Origin of the sequence: Bradyrhizobium sp. HKCCYLRH2047 (genome assembly GCF_051168175.1) — a bacterium.
Taxonomy (GTDB): Bacteria; Pseudomonadota; Alphaproteobacteria; order Rhizobiales; family Xanthobacteraceae; genus Bradyrhizobium.
Genome location: NZ_JBNPUM010000001.1, coordinates 225,557 through 241,686, shown reverse-complemented (window position 1 = coordinate 241,686; position 16,130 = coordinate 225,557). Strand labels below are relative to the sequence as shown.

Genomic DNA, 16,130 nt, shown 5'->3' with positions numbered 1-16,130 from the left:
CCCGCGGATGCGGGGCTTTTTGCTTTTGCGCCCTTCCGAGGCGCTGACTGCGGGCGCCCGGCTTGCCCGGCCGGAGCCGTCGTCAGCCGATCGTCTCGCCGTCCTTCGCGACGTCAGCGTTCTTGTCTGCCGCCAGCCGCGCGAGTACGGCGCGGGCGGCGGCATGATGGTCGGGCGTGATGTTCGAGGCGACCATGCGGATGGCGGTGGCGAGCACCGCCGCGTCGTCGGTGAAGCCGAGGATGGGCAGCACGTCAGGCATGAAGTCGAACGGCACGACGAAGTAGGCGATGGCGCCGAGCAGGGCGACCTGTACGTGCCGGGGTGTCTCCTTGTCGAAGGCGCAGTAATACGCCGCAAGCAGCTCCTCGGCGAATGGCAACCGCGCGACAACCTTCTTGAACTTGATCCAGAAACGACGGCGAAGGGTCTCGCGATCCCGGGCCAGCCGCTCCGCGGGCTCGAAGCCAACGCTGTAGTCGGTCGCATCCGACATGATGTCCGATCTCCGGTTCCAGACGGCGCCGGGGGCGCGGTCCTCGCCCTCGGATGTGGTGATGGCGACGCCGGCCGCAAGGCGCGTGCCGTCGTCGCCAAGGCCTCAGCCGCGCATCGTCGCGGCGATCGCGTTCATCGCCTTGGCGAGCTCGATGTCGCGCAGGGTCACGCCGCCGGCGTCATGGGTCGTGAGGACCACCTCGACGGTGCGGTAGACGTTGCGCCACTCGGGATGATGGTCAGCCTTTTCGGCGACCAGGGCGACGCGGGTCATGAAGCCGAAGGCTTCGTTGAAGTCTGTGAATGTGAACGTGCGGGCGATGGCCTCACGGCCCACCGCCTCGGACCAGCCGGGAAGCTCCCGCAAGGCAGTGGCGCGTGCCTCCGCCGACAATCGTTGCGGCATCTCGATCTCCTCTCGTGGTGCAATCGACCGGACACGTGGCAACATCCGGGCGATTGCGGGGTCTACCTCCAGCCGGATCGCGCCGGGGTCCGCCCGATCAGAGCCTTGTCACAGGCCGTTGCCGGAGGGGCTCGGACCTGTCCCGATCCCCCGGTGGCTGGTGCGATGGTAACCATGACGCAGATGTCACCCCGGGCGGACAAGAAATTTGCTACAGTTCAGCTCTATCGAAGGACGACGTGGCCAGACGAAGCCGCCTGTGGCATCGCCCGGGCCTGGGACCACCGGAGGACGGGATCTGGTCGATACTCAGACCACGCCAGCGCAGCGCTCACGGATGCGCCCTGCCGTGTTCATCGTCATCGCCGGGATCCTCGCGGTCGTCGGCGCTTTGACGGGTGCCTACTATTTTGCGATGCGTCCCGTGGTGCTCAAGATCGCGGTCGGTCCGCCCAACAGCGACGACCTGAAGGTCGTCCAGGCCCTGACCCAGGCCTTTTCCCAGTCGCACGCCTCCGTCAGGCTGCGGCCGGTTCCGACCGAGGGCGCCGCCGAGAGCGCGCAGGCGCTGGCCGCCACCAAGGTGGATCTTGCCATCGTGCGGGGTGACCTGGAGGTCCCAAAGAACGCACAGGCGGTGGCGACGCTGCGCAAGAACGTCGTCGTCCTCTGGGTGCCCTCGTCCGGCAAGGGCAAGAACCGCAAAGGCGGCGCCAAGATCACGAAGATCTCGCAGCTCGCGGGCCACAAGGTCGGCATCATCGGCCGGACGCCGGCGAACGCGAACCTGCTGAAGGTCATCCTGCGCCAGTATGGCGTCGACGCCAGCAAGGTCGAGATCGTCCAGTTCCCGATAACCGAGGCCGCCGAAGCGGTCCGAAGCCAGAGGGCGGATGTCTATCTGGCGGCCGGTCCCATCAACAGCAAGATCACGACGGATGCGATCGCCGCCGCCACCAAGGAAGGCGGGCCTCCGACCTTCCTGGCCATCGATTCCGCCGCCGCCATCGCACAGAACCATCCTGAATACGAGGCTACCGAGATTCCGGCCGGCGCGTTCGGCGGGGCGCCCGATCGCCCCGAAGATGAAGTGAAGACGATCAGCTTCAATCACCACATCGTGGCACGCAAGGGCCTCGCCGAATCGACGGTCTCGACGTTTACGCATCAGCTGTTCTCGGTGCGCCAACAATTGCTGTCGGAATTTCCGCTTGCCGCCAAGATCGAGACGCCGGACACCGACAAGGACGCGGCGATCCCCGCTCATCCCGGCGCGGCGGCGTTCGTCGACGGCGAGGAGAAGACCTTCCTCGACCGCTACAGCGACTACATCTGGTGGAGCCTGATGGCGCTGTCGGCGATGGGCTCGGCCGGCGCCTGGTTCGCCGGCTATCTCAAGCGCGACGAACGCACCATCAACAGCTCGCTGCGCGATCGCCTGCTCGAAATGATCACCATCGCGCGCAAGAGCGATTCGACGGAGGAGCTCGACCTGCTGCAGAGCGAGGCCGACGAGATCCTGCGCAACACGCTGACCTGCTTCGAGGACGGTGCTATCGAGCACGCGGCGTTGACCGCATTCAACATCGCGCTCGAGCAGTTCCACAACGCGGTCGCCGATCGCAAGCTCATCCTGATGAGCATGCCCGCCAATCTGCAGCGAACCGGCGCGCAGTTGCGGGCCGCCGGGACCTGAGGTCGGATCACGCTTGCGCTGCGGCCGTGTCACGCGCCGGCCGGGGCGCGATTGTAATTCCAGCGTCATCAATCTTTCCTAGGTCTGCCGGGCCGTGGCTCGCGCCTGCTCCCGCGCGCGATCCGACCAGGAGATCCGCATGACGCTTCGCATTCCTCGACCGCACACAGCCCTGTCCCGCCGCCGCTTCCTGTCGACGGCCGCCGCCGCCGGCGTCTCTACGCTGGCGATGCCCTATCTGAGCCGCGCCGCCGACCGGCCGCAGATCACGCATGGCGTGCAGTCCGGCGACGTCGGCATGGATGGCGGCGTGGTCTGGGCGCGCGCCGACCGGCCGTCGCAGATGCTGGTCGAGGTGGCGACCACCGAATCGTTCAAGGACGCGCGGGCGCTGCCAGCGATCGCCGCGCTTCCGGAGAGCGACTTCACGGCCAAGATGCTGATCGAAGGCCTGCCGAGCGGCCAGGACATCTTCTACCGCGTCAAGTTCCGCGACCTGTCGCATACCGCGGTCGAAAGCGAGGCCGTGGCCGGCCGCTTCCGCACCGCGCCCGGCAACAAGCGCGACGTCTCGTTCGTCTGGGGCGGGGATGTGGCGGGGCAGGGCTGGGGCATCAATCCCGATGATGGCGGCATGTTCACCTTTGCGACGATGAAGAAGCACCGCCCGGATTTCTTCCTGCATTCCGGCGACACCATCTATGCCGACGGCCCGATCAAGTCCGAGGTAAAGCTGCCGGACAACAAGGTGTGGAAGAACCTCACCGTGGAAGAGAAGGCCAAGGTCGCCGAGACGCTCGACGAATTCCGAGCCGCCCACAAATACAATTTCCTCGACGAGAACGTTCGCGCCTTCAATGCCGAGGTGCCGATCTTCGTGCAGTGGGACGATCATGAGGTCACCAACAACTGGTCGGCTTCCAAGGAGCTGCCGGCGAGCTACAAGGAGCGCAACATCCAGCTGCTCGCGGCCCGCGCGGCGCGCGCCTTCCACGAGATGTATCCGATGCGCGAGAGCATCATCGAGCCGGGCCGCGTCTATCGCACCATCAACTACGGTCCGCATCTCGACGTGTTCGTGCTCGACGAGCGCAGCTACCGCGGCGCCAACGGTCCCAATCTCGAGGACAAATATGGCCCGGCGTCCTACTTCATCGGGCCGGAGCAGATGCGCTGGCTGAAGCAGGCGCTGCTCAATTCGCGCGCGACCTGGAAGGTGATCGCCTCCGACATGCCGCTCAGCATCATCGTCTATGACGACGCGGCCAACAAGAAGGGCTCGGAAGCCATCGCCCAGGGTGACGGCCCGGCGCGCGGCCGCGAGCTCGAGATTGCCGAGATCCTGCGCTTCATCAAGACGGCGCCGATCCAGAACACGGTGTGGCTGACGGCGGACGTGCACTACGCGGCCGCGCATTATTACGATCCGAACAAGGCGCAGTTCCAGGACTTCGAGCCGTTCTGGGAGTTCGTCTCCGGTCCGTTGCATGCCGGCACGTTCGGTCCGAACGAACTCGACAACACCTTCGGCCCCGAGGTGCGCTTCATCAAGGCGCCCGGCCTCGACAAGCAGAACCTGCCGCCATCGGCCGGGATGCAGTTCTTCGGCCACGTCAAGATCGAAGGCGCAACGGGCCAGATGACCGTGACCCTGCGAGATCGCGCCGACGTCGCGCTGTGGTCGACCACGCTCGATCCGAAGCTCGGCTGAGGTCTTGTTGCTCGGCGGCAACACGATCGCGTGCTGCGACGGCAACTAATCGCGTCGCCGCAGCACGGCCTCCAGCGCCTCGGTCGGGCACGGCTTCGGCAGCCGCGGCCGGTCGGCGAATGCGGCCGGCACGCGGTCGGCGCCATAACCGGTCGAGAATGCGAAGGGAATGCCGAGCGCCGCCAGCCGCTCGGCAATCGCAAAGCTCTTCTCGCGGACCAGGCCGACATCGAGGAGTGCGAATTGCGGGACGCGCTCGGCGATCATGGCGAGCGCGGTGGCGACGTCGGCTGCGATCCTGATGTCGGGAACGCCGAGGTCGGTGATCGTGTCTTCCAATCCGAGCGCAATGATGGGGTCGTCTTCGACGACCAGCACATGCTGATAGAACTCGGGCACGCCTGATTGCGAGCTGGTCATGGGATCTGCGGGTTCCAGGAGGAGGGACGGACCCCGCGGCCGGCGCCTCCTCTCGAGCGCGCTGGCGGGTTCCTGGAACCAAGGCAGCATATCAGAGTTCCTCTGTCGGTGCACTTGTGAACACAAGGAGCACGGATCACGCACATGCGTTGCGCACGGGGGATGACGATGCTGAGCCAGGGTGTGACCACGTTGAGCCGGGAACGGCCCTACAACAACCTGCTGCGGCGGCTCAGTCCGGCCGACTACGCGCTGATCTCGCCGAATCTGGTCGAGGACACGGCAACGCCGAACGAGCTGCTCTACAGTCCGGGCGACGACGTGCAGATCGTGCATTTTCCCTGCGGGCCGGCGCTGACGTCCTATCTCGTTCCCAATGAGGACGGTCGCGACGTCGAGACCATCCTGGTCGGCCGCGAGGGTGCCGTCGGCGGCATCGTCAGCGAGGGCTTCCTGCCGGCCTATACGCGGATCGTCGTCAAGTTCGGCGGCCCGTTCGCCCGGCTGCCGCTGTCCCGCCTGGCGGCCGCCAAGCTGCAATCCAAGACGCTGCGCCACGTGTTCGCGCGCTACGCCGATTGCATGCTGGCGCAGATGTTCCAGTCGACCGCCTGCAACGCGATCCATTCGATCGAGCAGCGCACGGCGAAGTGGATCGTGGCCGCGATGGACCGCACCGATGGCGAGCCGATCGTGCCACTGACGCATGAGCAGCTGGCGACGCTGCTGGGCGTCGGCCGCAGCTACGTCAGCCGGGTTGTCCAGACCTTCAGGGCCGAGGGCATTCTCGAAACCCGCCGCGGCGCCTTCATGGTGCGGGACTTCGACGCGCTGAAGCGCCGTTCCTGCCTGTGCAACGAGGCCGTGAAGACCCATTTCGAGGAGGTCCTGCGCGGTGTCTATCCGACCGAGCAGGCCGAGGCGGGCTGAGCCCGCAGGCGCCATTGACTTTCCGCGCATGGGCGCAGCGGCCGCGTCGGCCGTCAGCGTTTTCTCCCGCGCGGCCGGAGGCGCGTGGCGGCGGAGGCATTAGCCAGCCGCCCGGAAACTGCTCCTCGCTCCTGAAAGCAGTCATTGTTTTTTGGCATTTTCTGCCTATATTGCGCCGCAACGCGCGAGGTCTGCCCGGTCGATTGGCCGGGCTTCCTATTTGGGGCTGCCGGCCCCTGCCGCCGAACGAGTTTCGCGAGCGCGCGTCGCAAAGCTAACAGCTTGATTCGACTATCATAAAGCGCGCGCCCCGCCGGGGACAGAGCACGGGCTCTTGAGAAAGCTTAGAAGACACCGACCATGAACCTCCGTAACATCGCTATCATCGCCCACGTTGACCACGGCAAGACGACCCTGGTCGACAAGCTGCTGCAGCAATCCGGTACCTATCGCGAAAACCAGCGTCAGGTTGAGCGCGCGATGGATTCGAACGATCTGGAACGCGAGCGCGGCATCACCATTCTGGCCAAGTGCACCTCGGTGCAGTGGAAGGATACCCAGATCAACATCGTCGACACCCCCGGCCACGCCGATTTCGGCGGTGAGGTCGAGCGCATCCTGTCGATGGTCGACGGCGTGATCGTGCTGGTCGATGCCGCCGAAGGCCCGATGCCGCAGACCAAGTTCGTGGTCGGCAAGGCGCTCAAGCTCGGCCTGAAGCCGATCGTCGCCATCAACAAGGTCGACCGGCCCGACGCGCGCATCACCGAAGTCGTCAACGAGGTGTTCGACCTGTTCGCCGCCCTCGATGCCACCGATGAGCAGCTCGATTTTCCGATCCTGTACGGGTCGGGCAAGAACGGCTGGATGGGCACCTCGCCCGATGCCTCGCACGAGGACGGCATGCAGCCGCTGTTCGATCTCGTCATCAAGCATGTGGCGCCGCCGGTGGTCGAAGAGGGCCCGTTCCGGCTGCTCGGCACCATTCTCGAGGCCAACCCCTATCTCGGCCGCATCATCACCGGCCGCATCGCCTCCGGCACCGTGAAGCCGAACCAGGCGGTCAAGGTGCTGTCGCGTGAAGGCAAGCTGATCGAGACCGGCCGCATCACCAAGATCCTGGCGTTCCGGGGTCTCGAGCGCCAGCCGGTGGACTTCGCCGAAGCCGGCGACATCGTCGCCATCGCGGGCCTCACCAAGGGCACCGTGGCCGATACGTTCTGCGATCCGGTCGTCGAGAGCCCGCTGCAGGCGCAGCCGATCGATCCGCCGACCGTGTCGATGTCGTTCATCGTCAACAATTCGCCGCTCGCCGGCACCGAAGGCGACAAGGTCACCAGCCGCCTGATCCGCGACCGCCTGCTGCGCGAGGCCGAGGGCAATGTCGCGCTGCGTGTGGTGGAATCGCAGGACAAGGACGCGATGGAAGTGTCCGGCCGCGGCGAATTGCAACTCGCGATCCTGATCGAGACCATGCGCCGCGAAGGCTTCGAGCTCTCCGTGTCCCGTCCGCGCGTCGTGTTCGAGAAGGACCCGGCCACCGGCCAGACCCTGGAGCCCATCGAGGAAGTCGTGATCGACGTCGACGAGGAGCATTCCGGCGTCGTCGTGCAGAAGATGAGCGAGCGCAAGGCCGAGCTGATCGAGATGCGGCCGTCCGGCGGCAACCGTCTGCGGCTGGTGTTCTACGCGCCGACCCGCGGCCTGATCGGCTATCAGGGCGAGCTGATGACCGACACCAAGGGCACGGCGATCATGAACCGCCTGTTCCACAACTACCTGCCGTACAAGGGCGCGATCCAGGGCCGCCGCAACGGCGTCCTGATCTCGAACGACCAGGGCGAGGCCGTGGCCTACGCGATGTTCAAGCTGGAGGACCGCGGCCCGATGATGATCGAGCCGGGCTGGAAGGTCTACAAGGGCATGATCGTCGGCGAGCACACCCGTGACAACGATCTCGAGATCAACGTCCTCAAGGGCAAGCAGCTCACCAACATCCGCACCACCTCGAAGGATGAGGCCGTCCGTCTGACTCCGCCGATCCGGATGACGCTGGAAAAGGCGCTGGCCTATATCGAGGACGACGAGTTGGTGGAGATCACGCCGAAGTCGATCCGCCTGCGCAAGAAGCACCTCGACCCGAACGAGCGCAAGCGCGCGGAGAAGCAGAAGGAAGCGGTGGCGTAAGGCCAGCCTTTGCTCTTTCCTTCGTCATGGCCGGGCTTGACCCGGCCATCCACGGTCTGGCGCCGTGGAAGCGACGGCGTGGATGCCCGGGCCTTCGCCGCGCCGAAGCGGCTTCGGCCGCGCAGGCGGGTCAAGCCCGGGCATGACGACGGAGTTGGATGAGCCAATGTCCTTTCCACTCTCCACCGACATCGCCATCATCGGGGCCGGCGCGGCCGGCCTCGGCGCCGCGCACGCACTGAAGAACGCGGGCGTCTCCTTCATCGTGCTGGAGGCGCGCGACCGCATCGGCGGGCGAGCCCACACCATCATGGCCTCGCCCGAGGTGACCTTCGATCTCGGCTGCGGCTGGCTGCATTCGGCCGATCGCAATTCGTTCGTCGCCATCGCCGAGAAGCTCGCTTTCGCCATCGACAAGTCACGTCCGCCGTGGCGCGACCAGGCCTATGACGCGGCATTCCCGCAGCCTGTGCGCGAGGATTTCCTTGGCGCGCTGGAGTCGTTCTTCACCCGCACGGCAGATGCTGCCAAGAGCGGCCGCGATGCGCCTGCGAGCATCTGCCTCGAGCCCGGCAATCGCTGGAACGGCATGATCGATGCGATCTGCACCTATCTCAACGGCTGCGAGCTCGAGCAGATGTCGCTGCTCGACTTCGAGGCCTATGAGGACACCGAGCTGAACTGGCGGATCCGCCGCGGCTATGGCGCGCTGGTTGCCGCCTACGGTGCCGGCCTGCCAATCGCGCTGAACTGCGACGTCACGCGGATCGATCACAGCGACAAGCCTATCCGTCTGACGACATCACAGGGCACGCTGACCGCCGACAAGGTGATCGTCACCGTGCCGACCAATCTCATCGCGGACGAGGCGATCCGCTTTACGCCCGCATTGCCGGCCAAGGTCGAAGCCGCCGCTGGTCTGCCGCTCGGCCTCGACAACAAGGTGACGCTGGCGCTCGACGGCTGGGAGCACCTGCCAAAAGATTCCGGGATGCGCGGCCGCAGCAGCACCGCGCGGGTCGGCAGCTTCCAGCTGCGCCCGTTCGGCCAGCCTTGCATCGAAGGCTTCTACGGCGGCAGCTTCGCCCGCGACATCGAAGCGGCCGGCGAGGGCGCGCTCGCGGCCCAGGCGATCGATGACGTCGTCGCGCTGCTCGGCGGCGACATCCGCAAAAGTCTCAAGCCGCTCGCCGAGTCGCGCTGGGGTGCCGACCCGTTCGCGCGCGGCGCCTATTCGCATGCGCTGCCGGGCCATGCCGACAAGCGCGCGGTGCTCGCCGCGCCGGTCGATGACCGCCTGTTCTTCGCTGGGGAAGCGACGCCATCGGACTTCTTCTCCACCGCCCATGGCGCGCGAGACTCGGGCGAGCGGGCGGCGCGGGAAGCGTTGGCATCGTTACGTAAGCCCTAGTCCTTCCTTCGTCATTGCGAGCGCAGCGAAGCAATCCAGGGTCACGCAGGTGGTCGCAGTTCTGGATCGCTTCGCTGCGCTCGCGATGACGGAATTCGTTGATCCAGATTCGATTCTCTCTGTGATTTTCGCGGTTCAGCCGTCACCGATGAGTGTCGACAGCCGCGGTCTCCCCTGCGATTCGCAGGAACTCCCGCGCAGCCTGGGTCTGATGGTGCTCCTTGTGGCGCAGGCTGTAGAAGCGGCGCTTGGGCAGTTCGATATTGGCGACAGCAAGCAGGCCCGCCTTGACCGCGCGCATCACGACGAGGCGCGACAGCACCGTGACGCCGGCGCCGGCCTCGACGGCGCCGCGCACGGCTTCGTTGGACGGCAGATCGAACGCCACGTCGAGCTCGGCTGGCGCGATCCCGAACCCGCCGAGCGCTGATTCGAGCACGGCGCGCGTGCCGGAGCCCTGCTCGCGCAGCACCCAGCGTGCCGTCTTCAGGTCTCTGGTTGTGACAGACGCGCCGCGGCACAACGGATGATCGATCGGCCCGACCAGCACCATCTCGTCCTCGGCGACCGGCTGGGCCGCGAGCGCGGGATCGTCGACGTCGCCCTCGACGAAGCCGAGATCGGCGGAGCCTTCGCGCACCCGGTCCGCCACCTGCTCCGTATTGCCGATCGACAGTTGCAGCTTGATGGCGGGATGCGCCGTCTTGAAACGGTGAATGAAGGCCGGCAGCCAATAGCCGGCGATGGTCTGGCTCGCGGCCAGCGCCAGCTGCCCCCGCTTCAGGCCGGCGAGATCGTTCAGCACGGTCTCGGCTGCGGCCGCGCGCGCCAGCACCGCCTTTGCTTCGACGAGAAACGCCTTCCCGGTCGCCGTGAGCACGATGCGGCGTCCGACACGATCGAACAGCTTGGTCTCGTAGCGGGCTTCGAGCGCGGCCACGGCCGCCGATGTCGCCGACTGGGTCAGATTGAGGTCGCGGGCCGCCTGGGTGACGTGCTCGCGGTTCGCGACCGCAACGAAAATCCTGAGCTGTTCGAGCGTCACATGCGTCCTACGTGGTCAGCTTCACCAGGGCCAGGCTGAAGCCTGCGATGAACAGGAAGGCGAGCAGGCCCAGCGCCAGCGGCCGCAGGCCCTTTGCCTTGAGCTTGGCGAAATCGGTTTCCAGTCCCATCGCGGCCAGCGCCATCGACAGCAGGAATGTGGTCGTCGTCACGATCACCGTCTTCATCTCGGCGGGAATGCTGATCACGCTGTTGAGGCCGACCAGCGCGATGAAGCCGAACACGAACCAGGGCAGTGGCGGCTGCGCATTGCCCCGGGTCTCGCCGCCATGGCGCACACGCCGCGTTGCCAGCAGGCCGAGCGTGAGCACGACCGGCGCCAGCAGCATCACGCGGGCCAGCTTGGCGATGGTGCCGAACTCGCCGGCCTGCTGGCCCTGCTGAAACGCGGCCGCGACCACCTGGGCGATCTCGTGAATGGAGGCGCCACTCCACAGGCCGAAGGCGTGCGCGTCGAGATGCAGCAGCGCCGGAAGCAGCGGATAGATGAACATCGCGATCGAGCCGAACACCGTGACGCAGGCCACCGCATAGGCGACGTCCTCGTCATGGGCGCGCGTGACCGTGTTGGTCGCGATCACGGCGGACGCGCCGCAGATCGAGGTCCCCGCGGCGATCAGCTCCGCCAGCTTGCGGTTGACGCCGAGCAGCCGTCCCATCCACACCGTGAACAGGAAGGTGCCGGTGAGGCTCAGCGCGATCACGGCGAGACCACGCGCGCCGACCTCGACGATCTGGGCCGCCGTCAGCTGCAGGCCGAGCAGGATGATCGCCAGCCGCAGGACGCGGCGCATCGAGAAGGCGACGCCGGGCTTGGCGCGCGCCGGGGTGCCGACCACGTTGTGCAGCGCCATCCCTGCCACGATCGCCAGGATCATCGGGCTGAACAGGCCGAGGCCCGGCAGCAGCCGCAGCCCGAAGGCGCCGGCCGCGAGCGCGGCTGACAGCGCGAGCCCGGGCAGCAGCGCCGATGCCGCCGGCGCGTGCGCAGGTCGATGATGAACGGCAATGGGCGCATCGGCGATCAGATCATGCGAAGGGGCAGTCATGGAAATCTCTCCCAAACCAAGTCTGGGGAGAAGAATTTCATGCTGTTATCAATCGATCCAACAGATTATATTGTATGTATCATTCGTTTCAATCGATTAATTGGCTCGCTGCCGCATCTCTCCGCCGACCCGATCACGACTCCAGCACTCGATTGCGCAGCTCGGCATCCGGCACGAAGCAGGATTGATATTTACCGAAGATGTGGTAGCGGTTGCGCGCGACCACGCTGTAGACCGCATCGCGCAGCGGCTTCGGAATGGCGAGTAGCGCGCGCGTCCAGCCCCAGCCCGGCAGGTTCGACAAGACGGTCAGCGCAGCATCGGATTTCAGATGCGCCGTGCCGCCATGCACGACGGCGTTGGTGTCGGGATCCCGGGGATCGATGCCGAAGGCCTGCGCCAGCCGGGTGCCGTAAGGCGACTGGATCGGCGTGAAGCGGAAGCGCTTGGCGGTGTCGCGCGCGATCACGAACTGCACCCAGCGGGAGCAGAACACACAGACGCCGTCGTAGAGAATCACGTCGTCGTCGGGCCAGTTGGTCATCAGCGATTGTCCATCATGAGCAGCGCGACCAGCATCAGCACGATCGCCGGTCCCGTCTTCACCAATGCGCCGAGCGGTTCGAGCCAGAGATCAGGCGTCAGCACCGCGCAGCCCGCCATGTAGCCGAGCGAGACGAAGATGCCGGTAGCGAGGCCGAAAGTCGCCGTTTTGCGGAACGCGATCAACACGCCGACCGAGATGTCCATCATGCTGGTGATCGCCGCGAACGGAACGGCGAACCAGTCGGGCCAGCCGCGCGTGGTTAGGATCGCCGTGGTCGCGGGAAACGAGATGAACAGCGCAATCGACCCCGATGCGACCCAGAACAGCACGAGGCTCGCGATGATCAGCGCCTTGATCAGGAAGAGCCGCGCGAACCATTTGTCCTGAATGGTGGCGCCATGCGCGCCGACGGCGCGGTCCAGCGTCGCGGGTGTGATGCCGGTTGCCGCGATCCACGGTGCGGGATCGCCTTGCACCCCGCGGCGAAGCTCGGCGATCGCGGTGGTGCGCATCGGCGGCATCCAGCCGAGCCTGCTGCAGAGGTCACCGGCGAAGGCGCCGAGATTGATCAGGGTCGTGGGCACGGCAACGCGCGGCCAATCCATTGTGCCCAAACTACGCCGAAACGCGCCGACGACGTCGCCGAGCGTCACCGCCTCGGGCTGCATCAGGTCCCAGCTCACCGCGCGCGTCGCCTCGTCATCGGTCGGCTGCGTCGCGAGCCAGGCGATGGTCGTGGCGATGTCCGCGACCGCCACCGGCTGGAACGGCGTCGCCGCATCCTTCGCCGGCAGGTCGACCGGCAGCGCTGCCAGCGCGCGCACCATCGCGCTGCCGCCATAGGCCGACGGTGCGATCACGAAGCCCGGGCGCAGGATGGCGTGGGCAATGCCTGAGGATGCAATCAGCCGCTCCGCCTCGCGCTTGGTGGTGGCGAAGGCGGTGTGATCCTGGTCGGCCATGCCGGGGATCGAGATGTGGATGAAGCGCACGCGACGGCCGCACGCCGTGATCGCCGCGAGCAGGCGCGCGACGAAGTCGCGATGCACGGCAGCGGTATCGCTCCCCGGACCATCCTGCAGCACGCCGAGGCAATTGACGACGACGTCGCTCTCGTGAGCGCGGATCAGGCTCGCCAAGGCCGGCGCATCGAGCGCCATGATCGGCAGCTCGATGTCGAACGGCGACGCGCGTTGCGAGGGCGAGAACGCGCGCGCGACACCGACCGTCGTACAGCCACGCTGGCGCAGATCGTCGGTGATGAAGCGTCCGATCAGGCCGGAGGCGCCGAGCACGAGGATGCGGGAGTTGACCGAACGGATCATGCGCCTGTCCTCAGAACGGCTTTGCGATCATCAGCCACAGGATGGCCATGACCGCGCCGAAACCGGGGATGCCACACAGGAACCAGCGGCGGAAGACGATGAAATAGCGCGGCGGCAGCTTCTCGGCGCCGATGTCCGCGAGGCGCGCCAGGTCGCGCAGCTCGATCTGCATGAAGATCACCGGCACCCAGAACAGGCCGGCAACGGCGTAGAGCGCGAGCGAGGTGAGCAGCCAGCCGTCGGTGACGGCCGTCGACGACAGCCACATAAGCGTGCCGCCGGTGATCGGCTGCAGCAGCACGGCCGACAGCGTGAACAGCATGTCGGCGATCACCACGACGCCGGCGGTGCGCGCGATGAACGCGGCCTCGCCGCTGAGATGCGCCATCAGCATGAAGAATGCGATCCCCGTGCCGGTGCCGAGAATGACGATGGCGCCGAGCACGTGGAGATATTTGACCAGGAAATACAGCGTCATCGTGTCCTGCTAGTTCGGCGGCATCGGATGCGTCGACCGACGAGTCGTTGTCAGCGCCTTCAACAACAAATTCGCCGCCAGTGCCACGCCGTCGTCGTGCTCGATCATCCAATGCCCCTCCGCGCCGGAAGCTGGCAACAGCTTGAAGCCCGCCCGGCCTCCGGCCGAATTGAAGGCCTCCGCGAGCCGACGCGAAAGCGCTGGTGGAAAGTAGCTGTCATTGGTCGCGACCAGCCACGTGACCGGAGCACGCGCGCCGAGTCCGAACACGCGGGCCGTATCGAGCAGGCGCGCCTCTGCACAGACGCGCCCTGGCACGTCGTCGGCATGGCCGCCACGGCCGGGTGCGAACACGATGATTGCCGAGACGATCTGCGGCGGCTGATCGGCGAGTGCCAGTGCGCCCCAGCCGCCGGCCGAATGGCCGATGACGACGGCGCCGCCCTTCGCCGCGAACGGCTGCTCGCGCATGTAGGCGAGCGCGCGCGAAATCTGCGCCGCCGTCGCGCGTCCTGCCTTCTCGTAGTCCGCGTCGGCGCAGCCGCCCTGGTCTTCGACATAGGGACCGCCGGTGCGGCCGTGCCCGAGCCGCTCCGGGACCAGCACGGCATAGCCCCGGCCGACCAGGAGACGCGCCAGCGCCGTGTAGGTGGGCTGCGGCAGCTGTGCCCGCCACAGCGGATTCTGCGTCGAGGCATGCGCGATCACCGCCAGCGGAAACGGTCCATCGCCAGCAGGCCGATAGAGGATCGCATGCGCGGGAATTTCTGGCTCGATCGACGGAATCAGCCATTGCTGCCGGCGCGCCGGCTCGGTTTCGGGCGACGCGGGACCGAACGGCTGTGCCGTTGCGCCGGCTGCTACTGACAGGACGACCAGCGCGAGCAACCATGAGACGCAGCGAAGCAGCACCATTCAGCCGAACGGGAAGATGTTGAGCCCGCGCCACACTAGCCGAGGCCGCGGCCCGTCGGATGCGATTTCTCGTTCGACGTATGAACGCGCGGTGACAGGGCACCGCCGACCCTCAACAATGTTGCGAAATTGTCCCTTTTCGGCACAGCTTTCCGCCACGGTGATGCCGAAAGTCCACAGGTTAACCGATCTTTAACGTGGCACCTTGAAGGCGGACCGCCGACTTGCTTTGATCCACTCATGAGCACAACCCTGATCGAAGTCCGTCCGGCCAAGGCTGCAGATGCGGCTGCGGTGGCGTCAGCCCATGATGAAGCCTGGCGTTCCGCCTACCAGGGGATCATCCCTGGCGCAGAGCTGGAGAAGCTGATCAACCGGCGCGGCCCCCAATGGTGGGACAGCGCGATCCGCAAAGGCAGCCGCGTCAGCGTGCTGGTGTTCAACGACAAGGTCGCAGGCTACGCGAATTACGGCCGCAATCGCGCCCGCAGCCTGCATTTTGACGGCGAAGTCTACGAGCTTTATCTGCGACCGGAATTTCAGGGGCTGGGGTTCGGTCGCCGGCTCTTTCAGTCCGCCAAGCGCGACCTCGCGCAGAGCGGCCTGAAGAGCATGGTGGTGTGGGCGTTGTCCGACAACGATCCCGCCACCGAGTTCTACCGCGCCTTGGGCGGCCGGATGGTCGCGCGGTCGTCGGAGCGCTTCGGGCCGAAGTCGCTCGACAAGGTTGCCTTTGCCTGGACCAACTGAGCCTGGACCGGCTGTGCTCTGGGCGCGTTAAGCGTTAACGCGCCGGTGAATTGAACTGAAAGTGTTGGCTTGAGGTAGCTGTTGCGCAGCCGCGATTTTTTTGCGACTGCGAATGCCAGCGCTCATTCCTCGGGCGTCCGACCCTGAAACGTTCAAGTTCTACGGAGCATCCATGCGCATCGACGCCATCCCGATCGGGAAAGATCCGCCGCGCGAGGTCAACGTCGTCATCGAAGTGCCGGTCGGCGGCGAGCCGATCAAGTACGAGCTCGACAAGGAAGCCGGCACGCTGTTCGTCGACCGCTTCCTCTATACGGCGATGCGCTATCCCGGCAATTACGGCTTTATCCCGCACACGCTGTCCAATGACGGCGATCCCTGCGACGTGCTGGTCGCCAACACCCGCGCGATCGTGCCGGGCGCGGTGATGAGCGTGCGTCCGGTCGGCGTGCTGCTGATGGAGGACGAGGCCGGCGGCGACGAGAAGATCATCGCTGTGCCGTCCTCGAAGCTGACCCAGCGTTACGACAAGGTCCGCACCTACAGCGACCTGCCGGACATCACGCTGCAGCAGATCCAGCACTTCTACGAGCACTACAAGGATCTCGAGCCCGGCAAATGGGTGAAGGTGCTGCGCTGGGGCAATGCCGACGACGCCCACCAGCTGATCGCCGAGGGCATCGCGCGCGCCAAGGCGGCGAAGAAGTAAAACGATTGACGTCATCCCGGGGCAGCCGCGCAG

16 protein-coding genes are annotated in these 16,130 nt (G+C 66.2%); 7 read left to right on the top strand and 9 right to left on the bottom strand.

All coding sequences use genetic code 11. The features are described from left to right. Positions 1 to 82: 82 nt before the first annotated feature. Entirely contained in the window at positions 83 to 496 is a 414-nt protein-coding gene (locus ACQR1D_RS01130) for a YkvA family protein (RefSeq protein ID WP_315800836.1), read from the bottom strand. 105 nt (positions 497 to 601) lie between these two features. Continuing rightward, a complete protein-coding gene (locus ACQR1D_RS01125) occupies positions 602 to 904 on the bottom strand; it encodes a 4a-hydroxytetrahydrobiopterin dehydratase (protein ID WP_315800835.1) in 303 nt (100 codons plus the stop codon). Positions 905 to 1,253: 349 nt separating this feature from the next. On the opposite strand from ACQR1D_RS01125, the gene ACQR1D_RS01120 reads away from it, so the two are divergent. Together ACQR1D_RS01120 and ACQR1D_RS01115 are read left to right on the top strand one after the other, a co-directional pair. Then, positions 1,254 to 2,600 carry a TAXI family TRAP transporter solute-binding subunit gene (locus tag ACQR1D_RS01120; RefSeq protein ID WP_434893687.1) on the top strand — a complete coding sequence of 449 codons (1,347 nt, stop codon included), beginning with the start codon at positions 1,254 to 1,256 and terminating at the stop codon, positions 2,598 to 2,600. A 139-nt stretch (positions 2,601 to 2,739) separates the two neighbouring features. Beyond that, complete coding sequence (locus ACQR1D_RS01115) at positions 2,740 to 4,311, top strand: alkaline phosphatase D family protein (protein ID WP_434893688.1); 1,572 nt, start codon at positions 2,740 to 2,742, stop codon at positions 4,309 to 4,311. Positions 4,312 to 4,356: 45 nt separating this feature from the next. Here the strand turns inward: ACQR1D_RS01115 and ACQR1D_RS01110 are convergent, their stop codons facing one another. Continuing rightward, positions 4,357 to 4,731 (bottom strand): response regulator, encoded by a 375-nt coding sequence (locus ACQR1D_RS01110; protein WP_315800832.1) that lies wholly within the window; start codon positions 4,729 to 4,731, stop codon positions 4,357 to 4,359. A 168-nt stretch (positions 4,732 to 4,899) separates the two neighbouring features. Here ACQR1D_RS01110 and ACQR1D_RS01105 point away from each other — a divergent pair, with 168 nt between their 5' ends. From ACQR1D_RS01105 to ACQR1D_RS01095, 3 genes are all read left to right on the top strand, one after another. Further along, positions 4,900 to 5,661 (top strand): Crp/Fnr family transcriptional regulator, encoded by a 762-nt coding sequence (locus ACQR1D_RS01105; protein WP_316238584.1) that lies wholly within the window; start codon positions 4,900 to 4,902, stop codon positions 5,659 to 5,661. 360 nt (positions 5,662 to 6,021) lie between these two features. Further along, a complete protein-coding gene (typA, locus tag ACQR1D_RS01100) occupies positions 6,022 to 7,848 on the top strand; it encodes a translational GTPase TypA (protein WP_315800830.1) in 1,827 nt (608 codons plus the stop codon). A 166-nt stretch (positions 7,849 to 8,014) separates the two neighbouring features. Next, on the top strand, positions 8,015 to 9,259 hold the full coding sequence (locus ACQR1D_RS01095) for a flavin monoamine oxidase family protein (RefSeq protein WP_434838767.1): 1,245 nt from the start codon (positions 8,015 to 8,017) through the stop codon (positions 9,257 to 9,259). Between the two features lie 142 nt (positions 9,260 to 9,401). Here the strand turns inward: ACQR1D_RS01095 and ACQR1D_RS01090 are convergent, their stop codons facing one another. The 6 genes from ACQR1D_RS01090 to ACQR1D_RS01065 all read right to left on the bottom strand — a co-directional run bounded on the left by ACQR1D_RS01090 (position 9,402) and on the right by ACQR1D_RS01065 (position 14,638). Beyond that, positions 9,402 to 10,304, bottom strand: a complete 903-nt coding sequence (locus ACQR1D_RS01090; protein ID WP_315800827.1) for a LysR family transcriptional regulator — start codon at positions 10,302 to 10,304, stop codon at positions 9,402 to 9,404. Between the two features lie 7 nt (positions 10,305 to 10,311). Beyond that, positions 10,312 to 11,373: a YeiH family protein gene (locus ACQR1D_RS01085; RefSeq protein ID WP_434838768.1), complete on the bottom strand. Its 1,062-nt coding sequence runs from the start codon at positions 11,371 to 11,373 to the stop codon at positions 10,312 to 10,314. Positions 11,374 to 11,506: 133 nt separating this feature from the next. Then, positions 11,507 to 11,917: a thiol-disulfide oxidoreductase DCC family protein gene (locus ACQR1D_RS01080; protein WP_434893689.1), complete on the bottom strand. Its 411-nt coding sequence runs from the start codon at positions 11,915 to 11,917 to the stop codon at positions 11,507 to 11,509. Further along, positions 11,917 to 13,245 carry an SDR family oxidoreductase gene (locus ACQR1D_RS01075; protein ID WP_434838770.1) on the bottom strand — a complete coding sequence of 443 codons (1,329 nt, stop codon included), beginning with the start codon at positions 13,243 to 13,245 and terminating at the stop codon, positions 11,917 to 11,919. Before ACQR1D_RS01075 ends, ACQR1D_RS01080 begins: the two co-directional genes overlap by 1 nt. Positions 13,246 to 13,255: 10 nt before the next feature. Continuing rightward, on the bottom strand, positions 13,256 to 13,723 hold the full coding sequence (locus ACQR1D_RS01070) for a DUF2269 family protein (RefSeq protein ID WP_316180188.1): 468 nt from the start codon (positions 13,721 to 13,723) through the stop codon (positions 13,256 to 13,258). Positions 13,724 to 13,732: 9 nt separating this feature from the next. Continuing rightward, a complete protein-coding gene (locus ACQR1D_RS01065) occupies positions 13,733 to 14,638 on the bottom strand; it encodes a dienelactone hydrolase family protein (protein WP_316180190.1) in 906 nt (301 codons plus the stop codon). A gap of 240 nt (positions 14,639 to 14,878) precedes the next feature. On the opposite strand from ACQR1D_RS01065, the gene ACQR1D_RS01060 reads away from it, so the two are divergent. Beyond that, complete coding sequence (locus tag ACQR1D_RS01060; protein WP_006611902.1) at positions 14,879 to 15,388, top strand: GNAT family N-acetyltransferase; 510 nt, start codon at positions 14,879 to 14,881, stop codon at positions 15,386 to 15,388. A 172-nt stretch (positions 15,389 to 15,560) separates the two neighbouring features. Continuing rightward, positions 15,561 to 16,097, top strand: coding sequence for an inorganic diphosphatase (gene ppa / locus ACQR1D_RS01055; protein WP_011923519.1), 537 nt, complete (start codon positions 15,561 to 15,563; stop codon positions 16,095 to 16,097). Positions 16,098 to 16,130: the final 33 nt, after the last annotated feature.